This window comes from Rhodothermales bacterium (assembly GCA_039944855.1).
In the GTDB taxonomy this organism is placed as follows: Bacteria; Bacteroidota; Rhodothermia; order Rhodothermales; family JANQRZ01; genus JBBSMX01.
Genome location: JBDUXZ010000005.1, coordinates 362,170 through 378,022, shown reverse-complemented (window position 1 = coordinate 378,022; position 15,853 = coordinate 362,170). Strand labels below are relative to the sequence as shown.

The 15,853-nt window shown below is 70.1% G+C and carries 14 protein-coding genes and 1 tRNA gene; 5 read left to right on the top strand and 10 right to left on the bottom strand.

The window, feature by feature from the left end:
• Positions 1 to 86 precede the first annotated feature (86 nt).
• Positions 87 to 1,262, bottom strand: a complete 1,176-nt coding sequence (mce, locus tag ABJF88_04170; GenBank protein MEP0546103.1) for a methylmalonyl-CoA epimerase — start codon at positions 1,260 to 1,262, stop codon at positions 87 to 89.
• A gap of 83 nt (positions 1,263 to 1,345) precedes the next feature.
• On the bottom strand, positions 1,346 to 2,167 hold the full coding sequence (locus tag ABJF88_04165; protein ID MEP0546102.1) for a hypothetical protein: 822 nt from the start codon (positions 2,165 to 2,167) through the stop codon (positions 1,346 to 1,348).
• 214 nt (positions 2,168 to 2,381) lie between these two features.
• On the opposite strand from ABJF88_04165, the gene ABJF88_04160 reads away from it, so the two are divergent.
• Positions 2,382 to 3,440: an AI-2E family transporter gene (locus ABJF88_04160; GenBank protein MEP0546101.1), complete on the top strand. Its 1,059-nt coding sequence runs from the start codon at positions 2,382 to 2,384 to the stop codon at positions 3,438 to 3,440.
• Between the two features lie 160 nt (positions 3,441 to 3,600).
• On the opposite strand, the gene ABJF88_04155 is transcribed toward ABJF88_04160, so the two are convergent.
• The 4 genes from ABJF88_04155 to ABJF88_04140 all read right to left on the bottom strand — a co-directional run bounded on the left by ABJF88_04155 (position 3,601) and on the right by ABJF88_04140 (position 9,356).
• Positions 3,601 to 5,733 (bottom strand): hypothetical protein, encoded by a 2,133-nt coding sequence (locus tag ABJF88_04155; GenBank protein MEP0546100.1) that lies wholly within the window; start codon positions 5,731 to 5,733, stop codon positions 3,601 to 3,603.
• Between the two features lie 101 nt (positions 5,734 to 5,834).
• Entirely contained in the window at positions 5,835 to 7,472 is a 1,638-nt protein-coding gene (locus ABJF88_04150) for a S8 family peptidase (GenBank protein ID MEP0546099.1), read from the bottom strand.
• 80 nt (positions 7,473 to 7,552) lie between these two features.
• Positions 7,553 to 8,497: a calcium/sodium antiporter gene (locus ABJF88_04145; protein MEP0546098.1), complete on the bottom strand. Its 945-nt coding sequence runs from the start codon at positions 8,495 to 8,497 to the stop codon at positions 7,553 to 7,555.
• Positions 8,498 to 8,567: 70 nt separating this feature from the next.
• Positions 8,568 to 9,356: a cytidine deaminase gene (locus ABJF88_04140; GenBank protein ID MEP0546097.1), complete on the bottom strand. Its 789-nt coding sequence runs from the start codon at positions 9,354 to 9,356 to the stop codon at positions 8,568 to 8,570.
• A gap of 108 nt (positions 9,357 to 9,464) precedes the next feature.
• On the opposite strand from ABJF88_04140, the gene ABJF88_04135 reads away from it, so the two are divergent.
• Positions 9,465 to 9,549: transfer RNA gene (locus ABJF88_04135), tRNA-Leu, on the top strand.
• 62 nt (positions 9,550 to 9,611) lie between these two features.
• On the opposite strand, the gene ABJF88_04130 is transcribed toward ABJF88_04135, so the two are convergent.
• Together ABJF88_04130 and ABJF88_04125 are read right to left on the bottom strand one after the other, a co-directional pair.
• Complete coding sequence (locus ABJF88_04130) at positions 9,612 to 10,784, bottom strand: zf-HC2 domain-containing protein (protein ID MEP0546096.1); 1,173 nt, start codon at positions 10,782 to 10,784, stop codon at positions 9,612 to 9,614.
• Positions 10,785 to 10,788: 4 nt separating this feature from the next.
• The gene (locus tag ABJF88_04125) at positions 10,789 to 11,346 is read right to left on the bottom strand and encodes an RNA polymerase sigma factor (protein ID MEP0546095.1); all 558 of its coding nucleotides are present in this window, start codon (positions 11,344 to 11,346) and stop codon (positions 10,789 to 10,791) included.
• Between the two features lie 321 nt (positions 11,347 to 11,667).
• Between ABJF88_04125 and ABJF88_04120 the strand changes: the two genes are divergently transcribed.
• A complete protein-coding gene (locus ABJF88_04120; GenBank protein MEP0546094.1) occupies positions 11,668 to 12,285 on the top strand; it encodes an intradiol ring-cleavage dioxygenase in 618 nt (205 codons plus the stop codon).
• Entirely contained in the window at positions 12,282 to 12,935 is a 654-nt protein-coding gene (locus tag ABJF88_04115; GenBank protein ID MEP0546093.1) for a YceI family protein, read from the top strand. The genes ABJF88_04120 and ABJF88_04115 overlap by 4 nt, the downstream gene beginning before the upstream one ends.
• A gap of 63 nt (positions 12,936 to 12,998) precedes the next feature.
• On the opposite strand, the gene ABJF88_04110 is transcribed toward ABJF88_04115, so the two are convergent.
• Both ABJF88_04110 and ytxJ read right to left on the bottom strand, forming a co-directional pair.
• Positions 12,999 to 13,565, bottom strand: coding sequence for a TlpA disulfide reductase family protein (locus tag ABJF88_04110; GenBank protein ID MEP0546092.1), 567 nt, complete (start codon positions 13,563 to 13,565; stop codon positions 12,999 to 13,001).
• Positions 13,566 to 13,570: 5 nt separating this feature from the next.
• Positions 13,571 to 13,921, bottom strand: coding sequence for a bacillithiol system redox-active protein YtxJ (ytxJ, locus tag ABJF88_04105; GenBank protein MEP0546091.1), 351 nt, complete (start codon positions 13,919 to 13,921; stop codon positions 13,571 to 13,573).
• 126 nt (positions 13,922 to 14,047) lie between these two features.
• On the opposite strand from ytxJ, the gene ABJF88_04100 reads away from it, so the two are divergent.
• Entirely contained in the window at positions 14,048 to 15,835 is a 1,788-nt protein-coding gene (locus ABJF88_04100) for a M3 family oligoendopeptidase (protein ID MEP0546090.1), read from the top strand.
• The last annotated feature ends 18 nt before the right edge of the window (positions 15,836 to 15,853 follow it).

Sequence of the window (15,853 nt, the reverse complement as noted above, 5' to 3'; positions counted from 1 at the left end):
CCGCCGGGGCATCTCTACCGTGGGGCCGACCGCCCCCCCGCTGGGGTCACAGTAGAGACGCAGCATGCTGCGTCTCTACGCCGTCGTCACCGCTCCAGCAAAAAGGCCGTCATCAGCTCCGCGAAGCGCTCGGGGTCGACGCCCTGGATCGGGTGGTCGAGGCCGGGGTGGACGGCGAGGCGGGCGTCGGGCAGCGTCTGCCAGAGGTTGAGCGCGTGCTCGATGCGGAAGTAGCGGTCCTGGTCGCCCGTAGAGATGAGGGTCGGCGCGGTGACTTGTGCTAGCTCCTCGTTCGGGAAGCGACGGTCGGGGAGGGCGTCGGTGAAGGCGATCATCCGCCGCGTCAGCCCGCGCCACCGGTCGGCGCCGTGCGTGGCGCTCAGCCGCTCGGCCCAGCGCGGCGCGACGCCCTCCATCGTCTCCGGGTCCATCCCGACGGTCATCACGGTGACCTCGTCGGCGTCCCACTGCACATTGACGCCGTGCACGGCGAGGCGGTCGATGCGCTCCGGGTGCGTGCGGGCGACGTAGAGCGCGACGGCGCCGCCCATCGAGAACCCGAACACGTGGGCGCGCGCGATACCGAGGTGGTCGAGCACGTCGGGGATGCTCTCGGCGAAGAAGTCCATCGTCAGCAGTTCTTCTTCAGCGAAGTCGTCCGACGCACCATGCGCGGCAAAGTCTAGGGCGATCGTCTTAAAGTGTTGCTGGAGGTGGGGGAGGAGCCGCCGCGTCTCCAATTCCGTCGAGCCGAGCGCGCCGTGGAGCACGATGAGTGGCGGCGCGTCCTCCGGCCCACCGAGGAAATACGCGATCCGCCCGCCGCGGAACGGCGCGAACTGCGGCTCCAGCGGCTCGGGCGCGCGCTGGCAGAACTCGACGAGCACGCCGCCGGTCGATTTCGGATGGACGAAGAAGATCAGCTTCTCGTCGGCGCCGCGTTTCGGCTCATCGTTCAGCAGGCGGAAGCCGGCGTCGCGGAGCCGCTGCATCTCGGCGTGGATGTCCCGGACCTCGAAGGCGACGTGGTGCAGCCCCTCGCCCCGCTTCTCGACGAACCCTGCGATCGGTGAGTCGTCCCGCGTCGCTTCGAGGAGCTCGAGCTTCGCCCCGCCCGCGTCGAAGAACACGGTGCTAACGCCCTCGCGCTCGACGGTCTGGCGCTGGTACGGACGGTAGCCGAAGAGGCGTTCGTAGAGGTCGGTGATGGCGTCGGCGTCACGGACGGCGATGCCGAGGTGTTCGATGCGGGGGCGGGACATGGGACGGGGTGCTGAGCGAGCGGGGGATATGCGAAGGGCGCAGCATCGCCGCGCCCTCGCCATCGTGGGATGAGCCGGACGGGCTACGAGTTCGGGAAGAGCGACTGGAAGCGGTCGAGCATTTGCTGGGCTTCGGTGCGGATCTGTTCGGCCTCGGCGTCGTCGAGCGCGTTGGCGCTTACGATCTCATCGAGGAACGCGTCCCGTTCGAGCCCGCGAAGCTGGGCGAGCGACCAGTAATCGTCGGCGCGCTCCATCGCCGCGTCGAGGGCATCGGGATCGTCCTCGCGCTCCAGGAGGGGCTGGGCGAAGAGGGCGCGGGCCTCCATCTCGCTGAGGCGATCCGGGCCGTAGGTCCGCTCCGTGGCGAACTCGGCGACGGGCTGCGCGAACGCCGGGTGCGCGAGGAGCACGTCGAAATCGAGTGTGTCGACGTCGATGTCTTCGGCGAGCGCGATGTCCTCGGGCGTGAGCATGTCCCAGTGCGACTCGACGGTGTCGAGGAGGGCGTCGAGGTCGGCCTCGTCTTCGGGCGTGGCAGCGGGGCCGAGGAGGAAGGCGGCGAGGGCGTCGTGGCGCGCGGCGCGCTCCCGCTGGGGGAGCGAGAAGTACGCCCACAGCAGCCGGGCCGCCTCCATCACCGCGACGGTCGTTTCGTCGGCTTCGTCGGGCCGCGCGTGGAGTTCGAAGGCTGCCGCCGCGTCGAGGTCGTACAGCTCGAAGAGGGGGTCGGCGAAGAGGGCGAGCGACTCGAAGCGGACGCCGGTCTCGTTGTCGACGAGGGCCTGCACTTTGCGCTGGTGCTGGGCGAGGAGGAGGTGCGCGTCGGTCAGCGCGGAGGCCCCGTCGCCGCCCGTCGTGGGAGCGAAGGCGGGGTGGGCCGGGTCGTGGGAATGGGAGGGCATAGCGGGGTGGAGCAGCAGGTTAGAATGGAACGCGATACTCCCGTTCGCTGGGGGTGAGTTCCCGCGCTGCATGCTGTGCAGCGGGATCGGACGCGAACTTCATCCCGGCCCGCTCGCCGCTGTCGCGAGGTTTCGTTCGCTCGGATGTGGCGCCGGTGCGCTACTTTAGGAATCCCTTCTCCTCTCTCACGCCCCGGCGCTGGCCTCCGTCTGCATGTCGATTTCTACGTCCGATTTCCTCCGCCGCACCCTCATCGTCCTCGGGATCGGCGCGCTGGCGGTGGTGCTCTACGACGTGCTGCACGCCGTCTTCGGCGTCCTGCTGATCCTGTTCGGCGGCGTGCTGCTCGCGGTGCTGATCGACGGGCTGGCCCGGCTGCTCAGCCGTCACACGCCGCTATCGCGCGGCGTGTCGGTCGCCCTCGTGCTCTTCGTAGCGACGGGGCTGATCGCCGCGGCGGTCTGGTTCCTGGGCCCACGGATCGCGGCGCAGGGCGGGGAGCTGGCCGAGCGGCTGCCCGAGACGATGACGGCGGTGGAGGCCTGGCTGCGGCAGTTCGGCTGGGGCACGGCCGTCGCCGAGCAGATGCCCGACTCGGCGCGCGAGGCGATGCCGGAGAGCGCTCCGATCGGGGCGGTCACGACGGCGTTCTCGACCGTCTTCGGCGCGCTGGCGAACGTGCTCATCATCCTCTTCGTCGGGATCTACCTCGCCGTCGAGCCGTCGCTCTACGTCTCCGGCGTCGTGCGGCTCGTGCCGAAGCCGCACCGCCCGCGCGCCGAGGAAGTGATCGCGGCGATCGGGTCGGGCCTGCGCCGCTGGCTGCTCGGGCGGATCGCGTCGATGACCGTCGTGGGCGTGCTGACGGCGGTGGGGCTGCTACTCTTCGGGATCCCGCTCGCGCTCACGCTCGGGCTGCTCGCGGCGCTCCTCTCGTTCGTGCCGTACATCGGGCCGATCCTCGCGCTCGTGCCCGCGCTCGCCGTCGCGCTCGGCGAGGGGTCGCAGACGGTCGTGACAGTGCTGGCGATTTACCTCGCCGTGCAGTTCGCCGAGAGCTACCTCATCACGCCGCTCATCCAGAAGCGCGCCGTGTCGATGCCGCCGGCCCTGCTCATCGCTTCGCAGGTGGTCCTCGGCGTGCTCGCCGGCGCCGTCGGCGTGGCCGTGGCGACGCCGCTCGTGGTCGTCGCCGTCATCGCCATCGAGATGCTCTACGTCGAGGACGTGCTCGGCGACGACGTGGAGGTGATGGGCGGCGGCGAGGGCTGAGGTGTGGAGGTGTGGAGGTGTGGAGGTGTGGAGGTGTGGAGGTGTGGAGGTGTGGAGGTGTGGAGGTGTGGAGGTGTGGACGGAAGCTTGGAAAGGTATCGAGGACGGATATTTTCACGGACCACGGACCACGGACCACGGACCACGGACCACGGACCAACTACACCATCCCCGAGCGCTTGCGCAGCACCCACTCCGCCGCGAGGAGGGTGATGACGACGGCAAGCAGCCACGCGATCTCCCACAGCTCGGTCTCGTGCTCCTGCTCGACGACGCGCGGCCCGAAGCCGCCGGCCTCCAGCCGTGCCGGGAGCGAGGGGACCTCGGCCGGATCGATGACCGTGCCGCCGGAGCGGCGGGCGATCTGCCGCATCAGCCCGGCGTCGGCCTGCGTGTCGCGGAACTCGAGGGCGAGTGCGCCGACGGCGAACGCGCCCCGGTCCTCGCCCAGCGCCGCGCCCTCGCGCTCGGCCGACGCGGTGAACGTGTAGTCGCCCTCGGGCAGCGTCCCGGCGTCGAGCACGTACCGGCCGCCGCCGACGGTCCGCATCGTGAACGGCGACGTATCCCCGTCGGACGCCGTCACGCGGACCTGCACTGACGCATCGGGAATCGGCGTGAGGCTCTCGTCGTAGACCTGCCCGGTGAACTGCACGGCCTCGCCCTCGCCGAAGAGCGGCTGCACGGGGCGCACGCGCACGGGCCGGTCGTCCTCCCGCGTCGTCAGCCAGCGGAGGAGGTTGTCGACGAGGCCGGGGTAGAAATCCTCGACGGATTCGAGGTCGGCGGGGAGGTTGAGCCAGCGCCACGTGCCAGCGGCGAGGAGCGCGGCGGACCGGCTCCGGCCGCGCTGCCGGACGAGGAGGAGCGGGTCGTCGAAAGCGATGCCGCGCACGCGCGTCGTGGCGAGCACGCGGGCGTCGGGCGAGGCGACCCAGCGGCTGTCGCTCGTGGCGACGGGCGGGAGCCGGTCGAGCGTGCTCGGCGGGGCCGTCGGCACGGCGAGGACGGGGTGGAGCGCGCCGGCCGGCGTGGGCACGAGCGCGGCCTCGGTGAACGTCGTCCGCACGACTTCCGGTGTCGCCGGCAGCACGTCGCCGAAGGCAGCGCGGAGCGCGGGCAAGTCGGTCTGCTGCGTGAGGACGAAGAGGAGCGGGAGCCCGTCGTTCGCGGCCTGCACGACGCGCTGTGTGGCGGCGCGGTCGGCGGCGCGGCCGGGGAAGCCCGCGAGCACGACGGCGTCGAACCCGTCGAGCGAGGCGGGGAGGGCGCCTTCGTAAAACGACCCCGGCCCACGCTGCGTGAACGGGACGAGGTCGAGGTTCGGGTCCGTCTCCAGCACCTGCCGCAGCGCCGAGAGGTCGGGGCCGGGCGCGGCGGCGAGGAGGAGCACGCGCCGCTTGTTCGAGAGCACGCGCACGGCGACGGACTCGGTGTTGTTGCCGTACGTCACCTCGCCATCGAACCGCGTCACGGCGACGGTGTAGCGGTGCAGCCCTTCCGTTTCAGGCGTGAATGAGAGGTCGACCGTCGCCTCGACGCCGCCCTCGGGAAGCGTGACGGTCTCCGTCGCGAGCCGCCGGTCGCGCTCGAAGAGCGACACCGTCGCCCGCTCGCCCTCGAACCCGTCGGCGCGGACGGCGACCTGCACGGGCAGCTCGACGCCCGCGTACGCGAGCTCGTTCGTCGCCACGCGCGCCACGAGCACGTCCCGCTGCCGCGTCGTGTCGCCGACGACGGCGGTGTAAATCGGCACGTCGTAGCGCTCGGCGAGGTAGATCGGGTTGCGGCCGGTGTTGTAGCGGCCGTCGGAGATGAGGAGGACGCCGCCCAGGTTCAGCCCGTCGAGGTCGGCCTCGACGCGCTGGAGCGCCCCGGCGATGTCGGTCCGCACGCCCTCGAACGCGAGCGAATCGCCAGCCGAGATCGGAGCGGTCTCGCTGTCGAAGGCGTAGATCCGCGTCTCGCCGTCCACATCCGGGAGTCGGCGGAGCACGTCGCGGGCCGAGGCCGCCCCGTCACCCGTGCCATCCTCCCGCCCGAGGCTCTGGCTGGCATCGACGAGCACGGCGAAGACGGGGGGCTCCTCGGTCGCCTCGGTCCGGCGCAGCACGGGCTCGAAGAGGAGGAGGAGTACGAGGAAGAGCGAGGCGAAGCGGAGCGCCGAGAGCGCGAGCCGGCGGCCCGTCGGGACGCGGGGCACGCTGCGGCCGTAGGTCCACCACGTCAGCCCGGCCGCGGCGGCGAGGCAGAGGACGAGGAGGAGGGGGGAAGCGCCGAGCGTGAGGTCCATGCGGGGGGAAGAAAGGAAGGGGAAAAGAGGGAAAGGGGGAAGGATTGCTTGGCGGTGACGGCTGAAATCTTCCGCTCTTCCTTTCCTCTACTCTTCCGTTCTTACTGTACGACGATCCGGCCGCCCGTGTCGAGGTCGTCGCCGGTGAAGCGGTAGAAGTAGACGCCGGTGCGGAGCGGCGGGAGCATGAGCGAAACCGGGCTGAGGCGGGGCGGCCCTTCGTAGAGCACGGCGACGCGGCGGCCCAGCACGTCGTAGAGTCGGAGCGTCACCCGCTGCCCGAAGTCGGAGCTGGTGAGGCGCATCGTCACGGTTTGGCGGTCGCGGCGGAGGAGGGTGGGGTAGAGGACGGCGTCGGTGGGCTGCGGCGTGCCCGGGTCGTCGGTGGCGAGGGCAATCGCCTGCTGCACGGCCGCCGCGGCATTAACGACGCCCCAGCCGCGTTCATTGTCCGGCGCAGCCGACTGGCTCGCCGTGGCGCGGAGCATGTCGCGGACAGCGATGGGCGTCAGCGTCGGGTTGGCTTGCAGCATCTGCGCGACGACGCCCGTCACGGCCGGCGCGGAGAACGACGTGCCGTTGCCCATGCTGTATCCGCCATCCGAGCGTGCGATCACGACGCTGACGCCGAGGGCCATCACGTCGGGTTTCGTGCGCCCGTCCACCGTTGGGCCAATCGACGAGAAGCTAGCCTTCGTCGAATCGACGCGCATGGCGCCGGCGACGATCACGGAGTCGGCATCGGCGGGGGCGGTGATGTAGAGCCAGTCGCTGCTACCCTCGTTGCCCGCGCTCGTCACCACGGCGATGCCGAATGCGGCGGCGAGGTCGGCTGCCCGCGTGACGAGCGTCGTGTTGCCGTCCATGTCGTCGTACGTGAAGTCACCCTCGCCCGCGTCGAAGACCGAGTAGCCAAGCGAGACGTTGACGACGTCGGCGCCGTTGGCCTCCATCCACTCCATGCCGGCGACGAAGAAGTCCTCCTCCTGGTGCGTCTCGGACGGGGCGTACTCCGTCGTCGCCGCGAGCACGGCGGCGTCGAAGCCCGGCCCGACGAGGTCGCCCTCGTCGAAGCCGACGGCGACGGAGGCAACGGAGAGGCCGTGGGTGTTGCTCTGCTCCTGCCCCGTGAAGTTCTCGTATCCGAGGAGGTCGACGTGGGCGAGCGCGGGGTGCGCGAAGTCGAACGTCGTGTCGAGGAAGCCGACGATGACGCCCTCGCCGGTGAACCCGTCCTCGATGGGGAGCCGCGCGTTGATGAGGTCGAGCTGGAGCTGGGACGGGCCGTAGTCGATGACGACGGGCGAGACGGGCTCGGGCGTCGGCGCCACGGTTCGCTCCGTGGCGAGCCGGGCGACGGGCTGGAGCCCGCGCACGAACGGGAGGGCGCGGATGGCCTCGGCCTGCTCCGGCGTGAGGACCGCACTGACGGCGTTGAACCACCGGCTCTCGACAACCGGTTCGACGCCCATCGCCCGCAGCGCATCCACGTACGACGCGGCGACGGGCACGTCGAGTCCGGCCGGCCGCGCCGGGTTGCCGCGAAGGTGGCGGCGCTCGGCGGTGCGCGGAGCGAGGGCGATGCGGAGGGCCGTCCCGCGCGCAGCGTCCGCCGGCTTATCGGCGAAGAAGACCCAGTATTTGACGGGGTATTTGACGGGGGGCGCAGCCGGTTGCGCGACCGCGTGCGCGGCGCTCAGCAGGACGACGGCGAGGAGGGCGACCAGGCGCAGCAGCATCGGAGGAGGGGCGACGTGGGACGGATCGGCAGTATACGCTCGCCGGCGCCCGGCTCGATGCCCCCGCCGTCCCGCGTTCGTCAGAGCAGCGGGATGACGAGGAACGCCATGTAGCTGAAGAATGCGAGCAGCAGCACGATGCCGTGGACCCGGTTCAGCCGGTGCCCGAACCACGCCATCAGCATCAGCAGCCCGAACCCGATCATCACCGGGAAGTGGATGACCAAGGCCTCTGCCTCAACGCGCAGCGGGTTCACGAGCGCCACGAGCCCGACGACGAACAGCACGTTGAGCAGGTTCGAGCCGATCACGTTCCCGACCGAGAGGTCGGTCTCGTTGCGGAACACGCCGACGAGCGAGGCCGCAAGCTCCGGCAGGCTCGTCCCCACCGCAACGACCGTGAGGCCCACGATGACGGGGTCGATCTGGAAGAACTCCGCGATTGCGACGGCCGACGTAACCATGAGGTGGGCGCCGAGCGCGAGCGCGCCGATCCCGCCGACGAGGAGGAGCGTCTTCTTCCACGTCGGCATCACGAGGTCGGGCGAGGCGATGACCTCGTCGGGCCCGACGCCGCGGCGGCGCACGTCGCGCACGAGGTAGCCGAGGAAGCCGACGAGCCCGAGGATGAGGATCACCCCGTCGACGCGGCCGATCACGCCGTCGAGCGCGAGGAGGTAGAACGCGATCATCACGCCCATCATGATCGGGTACTCCCGCTTCAGCGTCGTCGGCGCCACGGCGAGGGGGACGAGCACGGCGCTCGTGCCGAGGATGAGCCCGACGTTCGCGATGTTCGAGCCGATGATGTTGCCGAGCGCGAGGCCGTCGTTCCCGAGGAGGGCCGCGATGAAGTTCGTCATGAACTCCGGGAGGCTCGTGCCCAGCGCCACCACCGTCAGGCCGACGACGAGCGGGGGGATCCCGAGGCCCACGGCCATGCTGGAGGCGCCTTTGATGAGCCACTCCGCCCCGAAGTACAGCACGACGAGACCCAGCAAGAGCACGCCGACATGAACGAGCATAGGGAGAGGGGAGCGGAGAGTGGAGTGGTGGGAGGAGGGGGACGCTCATACGGGCGTCGGGCCCTCCTGTTCACAGCCGCAGCGAGTCGCCGCTAAAAAACTGAGGGAGGAGCGCGCCGGCGGTCGTTTCCTCGGGTGCGGCGTCGCCGCGGTCCATCACGATCGGGACGTCGGCGGCGTATTCGGCGAGGAGCTGGCGGCACGCGCCGCAGGGCGTCCCGCGCGGGTCGGCCGGGCACGAGAGGTAGATCCGCTGGATGGGGCCGGCCCCGTACGCCGCCGCCGCGGCGAGCGCGGACCGCTCGGCGCACAGCCCCCGCGTCCAGTCCGCGTGCTCGACGTTGCAGCCGGGCACGACCTGCCCCGACGCCGTCACGAGCACGCACCCGACGCGGAACCCCGATTCGGGCACGTGGGCCCGCTCGGCCACGGCCCGCGCCATCCGGACGCCCGCCTCGTCCGACTCCGGCGCGTCGCCCGAGAGCTCCAGCCGCGCGCCGACCTCGGGCAGAGGTTCGGCCCCGAACGCGAGGACATCTGGCTCCTCGGCCGAGACCACGAAGCCGAGGGCGTCGGCGAGCCACGCCGCCTCGCCAGGGAGGAACGGGGTGCTGAGGGCGACGGCGCGGACATCGTGCCGGCCAGCGGAGAAGGCGGTCACCAGCCCTCCGACCAGGGCCGGGATCGACAGCGGGTACGACGCGCTCTCTACGCGTACGCCGGGGGCCCACCGGCCGTCGGAGAGGAGAAGTGCGGCGCCCGAGGAGCGGCCGGAGTACGGGGCGCGGGCTCGGGGGGCAGCCTCGCGGGCTCGACCGCGGAGGGCGTCGAGGATGGGGGAAGAAGGGGGGCTATCCATGCCCGATGAAGATAACGCCGGGGGACCGGAGGAAAACGGGTTGCGCCGGCTCCGCCGAGCGGAGTAGGTTGCGCGACTGAACCCGGCGATAGGCCGGGCGTGCGCGCTGCCGGGATGGTGAAATGGTAAACACAGCAGACTTAAAATCTGCCGCTCCGTACGGAGCTTGCGGGTTCGAGCCCCGCTCCCGGCACTACCTCTTCCGGAACCCTGAGTAAAGCAGGCGTCCTGCCCAGCCGTGGCGGATCCCCAAGTTTAGATGCCGCCCTGGCCGCCCCGTTTTTCCCCTTCAAGCTGCTCCTCCAGGAGCTTCTTCTTTTTGTAGCTCAGCCAGTACATCACGTCGACGCCGAGGTGCTGTCGCCAGGCTTCGACCACCTCCGGATCGCGCGTGAGAACGCCCTCGCGTGTAGCACCGGGTGGCGGTGGAGTCAGCGTGACGAGCCGGTCGTAGACCCGACCCCGCTCCCGTTCCTCCGCACGCCAGAGGAGTTCCCAGAGCGTGAGTGCGTCGGCGGGGCGGGCCTCGGCGAGCACGTCCGTGAGGGCCTCGGCTCCTCCGCCCTCGAAGTCGAAGCGCCGCAGGGCATCCCGGAGCGTAGAGGACGAGGCCGCCGAGAACGGAGTCCCCGGGATGCGGCCGGGCCGGGCCCTGACCATCCAGCCGGCCGGGACGATGACCTCGCGCGTCGCCCGTGAGAAGCCGACATAGCCGGAGAGCACGTGGAGCAGGCTGCTCCCGCTGCTGTCCACCTCCAGGGTGTACTCGCAGCCCAGGTCCACCGCGAGCCCCGCGGGGGTTTCGACGAAGAACTGCCGGGGCGGAGCCCAGATGCGCGCGTGGATACGGCCCTGCGCCAGGTTCAGGCGGTGAGCCGGGGCCTCCGCCTCCCGGAGTTGAAGGCGTGTGCCCGGGGCCAGCTCTACGTTCCCGATCCGGCCCACCTGGAGCCGGGCGCGGGAGGCCGCGTCGGTTTCGAGCCATTCGCCAACCCGTAACGCTCCGGTCTCCGTCAGCGCCGTTTCCCCGATGCGAGGTGTCCCTACCAACGGGGTGACGTCCCAAGCCGGGCGTGAAAAGCTGCCGCGCCACCAGAGCGCGCTGAGTCCGACGAGTGCCACCACGACCGCAGCGACGCCGAGCCGCCGCCACGCCGCCGCGCCGCGTTTCGCTGCGCGATCCGGGCCCCTTCGGCTGCGATCGGGCGAGGCGATCTGTGCTTCGATGCCGTTCCAGAGGTCGCGAGAGGGCGCGACGCTCCGGGGCAGCGCGTGGAGTGCGGTCACGAGGGCGTGCAGCCGCTCGAACTCGGCGCGGCAGGCCGGGCAGTCCGAAAGGTGCTGCTCTACCGTGTTGTATTGGACGGCCGGCAACGTACCGTCGAGGTAGTCGCTCAGGAGGTGGTCGACGTGGGAGGGTGCGCTCATCGTGTTATCTCCACCCGGCGAGGGTTGCTTTCAGGAGCGTTCGGGCCCGGTGCAGGTGGGCCTTCGAGGTCCCCGGCGCGATCCCCATCATCGCGCCGATCTCCGCGTGCTTGTAGCCTTCGATGTCGTGGAGCACCAACACGGCGCGGGCTCGCTCGGGAAGCGCGGCGATGCTCTTTTCGAGGTCCATCCGGGCTTCTGGCCCCGGGGGTGTAGGAGGGTCATCGTACGGGGCTAGGTCGTCCGTGCTGCGGACGCGGGCTTCGCGCCGTCGCGCCGAGCGTTGGGCCCCGAGGACCACGTTGACAGCGAGGCGGTGGAGCCACGTGGAGAAGGCGCTCTCCTCGCGGAAGCTGTCGAGGTGGCGCCAGGCGCGGACGAAGGTGTCTTGCGTGAGGGTTTCGGCCTCCTGTGCGTTGGCCGCCATCCGTATGCACACCGCATAGACGTGGCCCACCTCCTGACGGTAGAGACGCTCGAACGCAGCCGGATCCCCCGCCTGGGCACGGCGGACGAGCACGATCACCTCCTCCGATGTCTCCAGGCGTTCCTCCAATAGCATCTCCACCGAATGCGGGTGCGCGAGTACGGACGCAGTCTACGAGTTGGATGCCGGTGGCTCCGGTATGGTTTAGAAGGCCTAACAAAACCCAACAACGCTGTCATTGCGAGGAGCGCAGGGACTCGTCCCGTAGCGACGCGGCAATCTCCCTCGGTCTGCTGGAAATCGGGAGATTGTCGCGCTCCTTTCAGTCGCTCGCAACGACGGCATGGGGTTTTGTTAGGGCCTCTTAGTGGGGGGCGGAATAGCCCCAGACTAAACCCTCGGCCCCCGTCCGGCATCCTACTGGTAACCCTCTCTACCAGACGTGACGGCGGCCTTATGAAACCCCTCTCTCTCCTGTTGCTCGGCCTCGTTGCGCTTGGCTCCCCCGCCTGTGCCCAGCAGGTGCGCCCCGATCTGTACGACTGTGAAGGCTGCGAAGCCATCTACGAGCATTCCTTCGACGACCTCGACTGGGAAACTACGGTCCCGTCCGAGACCGAAGCCGGCGAGCCGCTCCTCCTCAGCGGTACCGTCTACCGAAGGGGTGGCACGACGCCCGCGCCCGGCGTCGTCGTGTACGCCTACCACACGAATGCGGAGGGCGTCTACCCCACGCGGGGCGGCGAGACGGGTTGGGCCCGACGTCACGGTTACCTGCGCGGCTGGGTGAAGACCGATGGCCGGGGCCGCTACCTCTTCCGCACCATCCGGCCGGCTCCGTATCCGGGCCGGCACGCCCCGGCGCATATCCACTTGACGGTGAAGGAGCCGGACCACCCGGAGTACTGGATCGAGGAGGTGGTGTTCACGGATGACCCGTTCGTAACGTCCGCGTATCGCGGCGAGCAGGAGGGGCGGGGCGGCTCCGGGATCGTCGATCTCACCCGCGATGAGGAGGGGAGCTGGCATGGCGTGCGCGACATCGTCCTGGAACGCCATTCTGAGGACCGATGAAACGCCTCCTGCTCATTTCGCTCATCGCTGTCGTGCTCCTCTTCACGGGGTGCCGACAAGGAGATGGGGCGACGCCGCTGACGAGTAATGTGATCGTCCCGGCGAACCTCGTGAAAGGGGACACCTTCTACGTGGACACCTCCCGCTCCCTCGTCCGGTGGAAGGGCACGAAGTTCTGGGGGCTGAGCAAGCACGAGGGGCTCGTCCGCATCGCCTCAGGGGAGCTGTACGTCCTGGGCCGGGAGATCACAGGCGGCTCGTTCCTCATCGACATGCGCTCGATCGAGGTAACCGACATCCCCGAGAGCGATCCGGTCCCGCGACGGAGGCTGCGCGACCACTTGATGAGCGAGGACTTCTTCTCGGTAGCGGCCTACCCCACCGCTCGTTTCGTGCTCGGCGACGTGACACGGCGGCAGGGACACGCGTATGCCGTCACCGGCGATCTGACCCTGCGCGGTCGCACGCATCCGATCACATTCGAGGCCGCGATCCCCGTGCTTTCCCGCCACGCGCTGGAAGCGGCCGCGACGTTCAGCATCGATCGCCAGCGCTGGGGCGTCGCCTACCGGGGCTCTCGTCTCACCAACGACATCGTAGACGACGAGATCTACCTCGACCTGCTGCTGGTCGCAGAGCCGGCGGAGTAGCACCCGCCCCGTAGCGAACACCCGTCGGAGCAGGCCGACGCCGTCGGGACCTCGAAAAGGGAGCTAGACGTCCCCGGTCTGCGTGGAGTCGGCCGCGCCCGGTGCGATGAGGTCGTCGATCATAGCGAGCAGCTTGTTCCGCGTGAGCGCGCCGTATTCGGTCTGCGTGATCCGGCCGTTGCGGTCGATGACGATCGTCGTCGGGAGGACGGGGACGCCGCCGTAGCGCGCCGACACGTTGAAGGCGGGGTCGGGGAGGAGGGGGTAGGTCACGCCGAGCTGGTCGGCGAAGGGGCGGATCTCGTCGGCGCCGCCCGTGTCCTGCGAGATCCCGACGATCTGCAGGCCCTCGTCGCCCAGCTCTTGCTGGAGGGCTTCGAGCGTCGGCATCTCGGCGAGGCACGGCAGGCACCACGTCGCCCAGAAGTTCAGCACGACGACCTCACCCCGGTGCTCGGAGAGCGTGAATGAGCTCCCGTCGAGCGCGGTCAGGGTGAAGTCGGGCGCGAGGTCGGAGTCGGCTTCGGCGTCGACGGCCGGAGCAGCCCCGGGTGGGGGAGGCGTTTCGGACTGGCAACCGGCGAAGGCGAGCGCGACGACGAGGGCGAGCAGGCTACGAAAGCGGTGCATCGGCATCAGGCCTCGGCGCGGATCTGGGCCGCGGCGTCGCGGAGGGCGTCGGTGGAGATGGCGCGGTGGCTTGCGTCATAGACGGCCTCGCCGTCTTTGATCAGGATGGCCTGCGGCGTCTCGTGGCGCACGCCGAGCGTCTCGGCGATGTGGTTCGAGAGGTCGCGGGCGTACTGCACGACGATGACGTAGAGCGGCGGGTCGTCCGGCCCTTCGAGCCCGACGAACTCGCGCTGGCCGCGCGCCGAGATCGGGCAGGCGATAGAGTGCTTGAGGAGGGCAACGGGCTGCTGCTTCGACGCCTCCAACAGGGCGTCGAAATCGGAGCGATCTTGGAGTTCTTGAACCTGGGCCATGACGGAACTTGGTGGGAAGGGGATCGGATAGAAAGGGGCATTCCAACCCGCCGAGCCGCCCGCAGGTTGCAACCGGCCCGGCCGGGCTCCGCGCCCGGCCCTCACCCTCTCGCTTTTCCCTCGCCCATGAGCACCGCCACCCTCCCCACGACCGGCGCCGAAGACGTCCGCTGGAACCTCGCCGATCTCTACGCCGACACCGACGCGCTCGACGCCGACCTCGCCTCGGCCGATGCCGACGCCGCGCGCTTCGCCGACGCATACCGGGGACGGCTCGCCGATCTCCGCCCGTCGGCGTTCGCCGACGCGCTCGACGCGCTGGAGTCGATCCACGACCGGCTCGGCCGGGCCTATACGTATGCCTACCTCCACTGGTCGACGAACACGGAGGACGCCGAGCGGGGCGCGCTCCTCCAGCGCGTGCGCGAGGCGTACACGCAGTCGAGCCAGAAGCTCATCTTCTTCGACGTCGAGTGGGCGCGGATGGACGACGACCGCGCCACCGCCTTTCTCGACGCCGACGCCCTCGCGTCGCACCGGCACCACCTCGAACTCCAGCGCCTCCGCCGCGAGCACGTCCTCAGCGAAGGCGAGGAGCGCGTGCTCTCCGAGAAAGCCATCACGGGCAACGCCGCGTGGAACCGGTTCTTCGACGAGACCCTCGGCGCCGCACGCTTCGAACTGCGCGGCGAGACGCTCCCCGAGCAGACCGTGCTCTCGAAGCTCCACGACCCCGACCGCAGCCTCCGCCGCGACGCCGCGCTCTCGCTCACCGAGGGGCTGGGTAAACTCGCGCGCCCGCTCACCTTCGTCTTCAACACCGTCCTCGCCGACAAGGCCTCGACGGACCGGCTCCGCCACTACCCGCACTGGCTCGCCTCGCGCAACCTCGACAACGAGATCGCCGACGCCTCGGTGCAGGCGCTCGTCGACGCCGTCACCGACCGCTACGACCTCTCGGAGCGCTACTACCGGCTCAAGCGGAGCCTGCTCGGACTCGACGAGATGATGGACTACGACCGCTACGCGCCCATCGGCGAGGTCGAGCGGCACTTCGACTGGGACGAGGCGCGCGACACCGTGCTCGACGCGTACACCGCGTTCCACCCGACGATGGGCGAGGTCACCGAGCAGTTCTTCGACGGTCGGTGGATCGACGCGCCCGTCGCCGAGGGCAAGCGGGGCGGGGCGTTCAGCCACGGCGCCGTGCCGAGCGCGCACCCGTACATCCTGATGAACTTCACCGGGCGCGTCCGCGACGTGCAGACGCTCGCCCACGAGCTCGGCCACGGCGTCCACCAGTTCCTCGCCCGCGAGCAGGGCGTCTTCCACGCCGACACGCCGCTGACCACGGCCGAGACGGCGTCGGTCTTCGGCGAGATGCTCGTCTTCCACCGCCTCCTCGACCGCGAGACGGACCCCAAAGCGCGCCTCGCCATGCTCGTCCAAAAGATCGACGATTCGATGGCGACGGTCTTCCGGCAGGTCACGATGAACCGGTTCGAGCACGCCGTCCACACGATCCGCCGCGACGAGGGCGAGCTGACGACGGAGCGCTTCGGCGACGTGTGGATGGAGACGCAGGGGCGGATGTACGGCGACGCCGTCACGCTCGGCGAGCACTACCGGCGGTGGTGGAGCTACATCCCGCACTTCGTCCACACGCCGGGCTACGTCTACGCCTACGCCTTCGGCGAACTCCTCGTGCTCGCCCTCTACGCGCGCTACCGCGACGGGCAGGACGGCTTCACCGACGCCTACCTCGACCTCCTCCGCGCGGGCGGATCGGACTGGCCGCACGTCCTCGTCGGCAAGCTCGGCATCGACCTGCAGGACCCGGCGTTCTGGCAGCAGGGGCTCGGCGCGATCGAAGCCCTGATCGCCGAGGCGGAAGCGGCGGCTCGGCAGGCGTAGCCCGCTAGCAACGCAGCA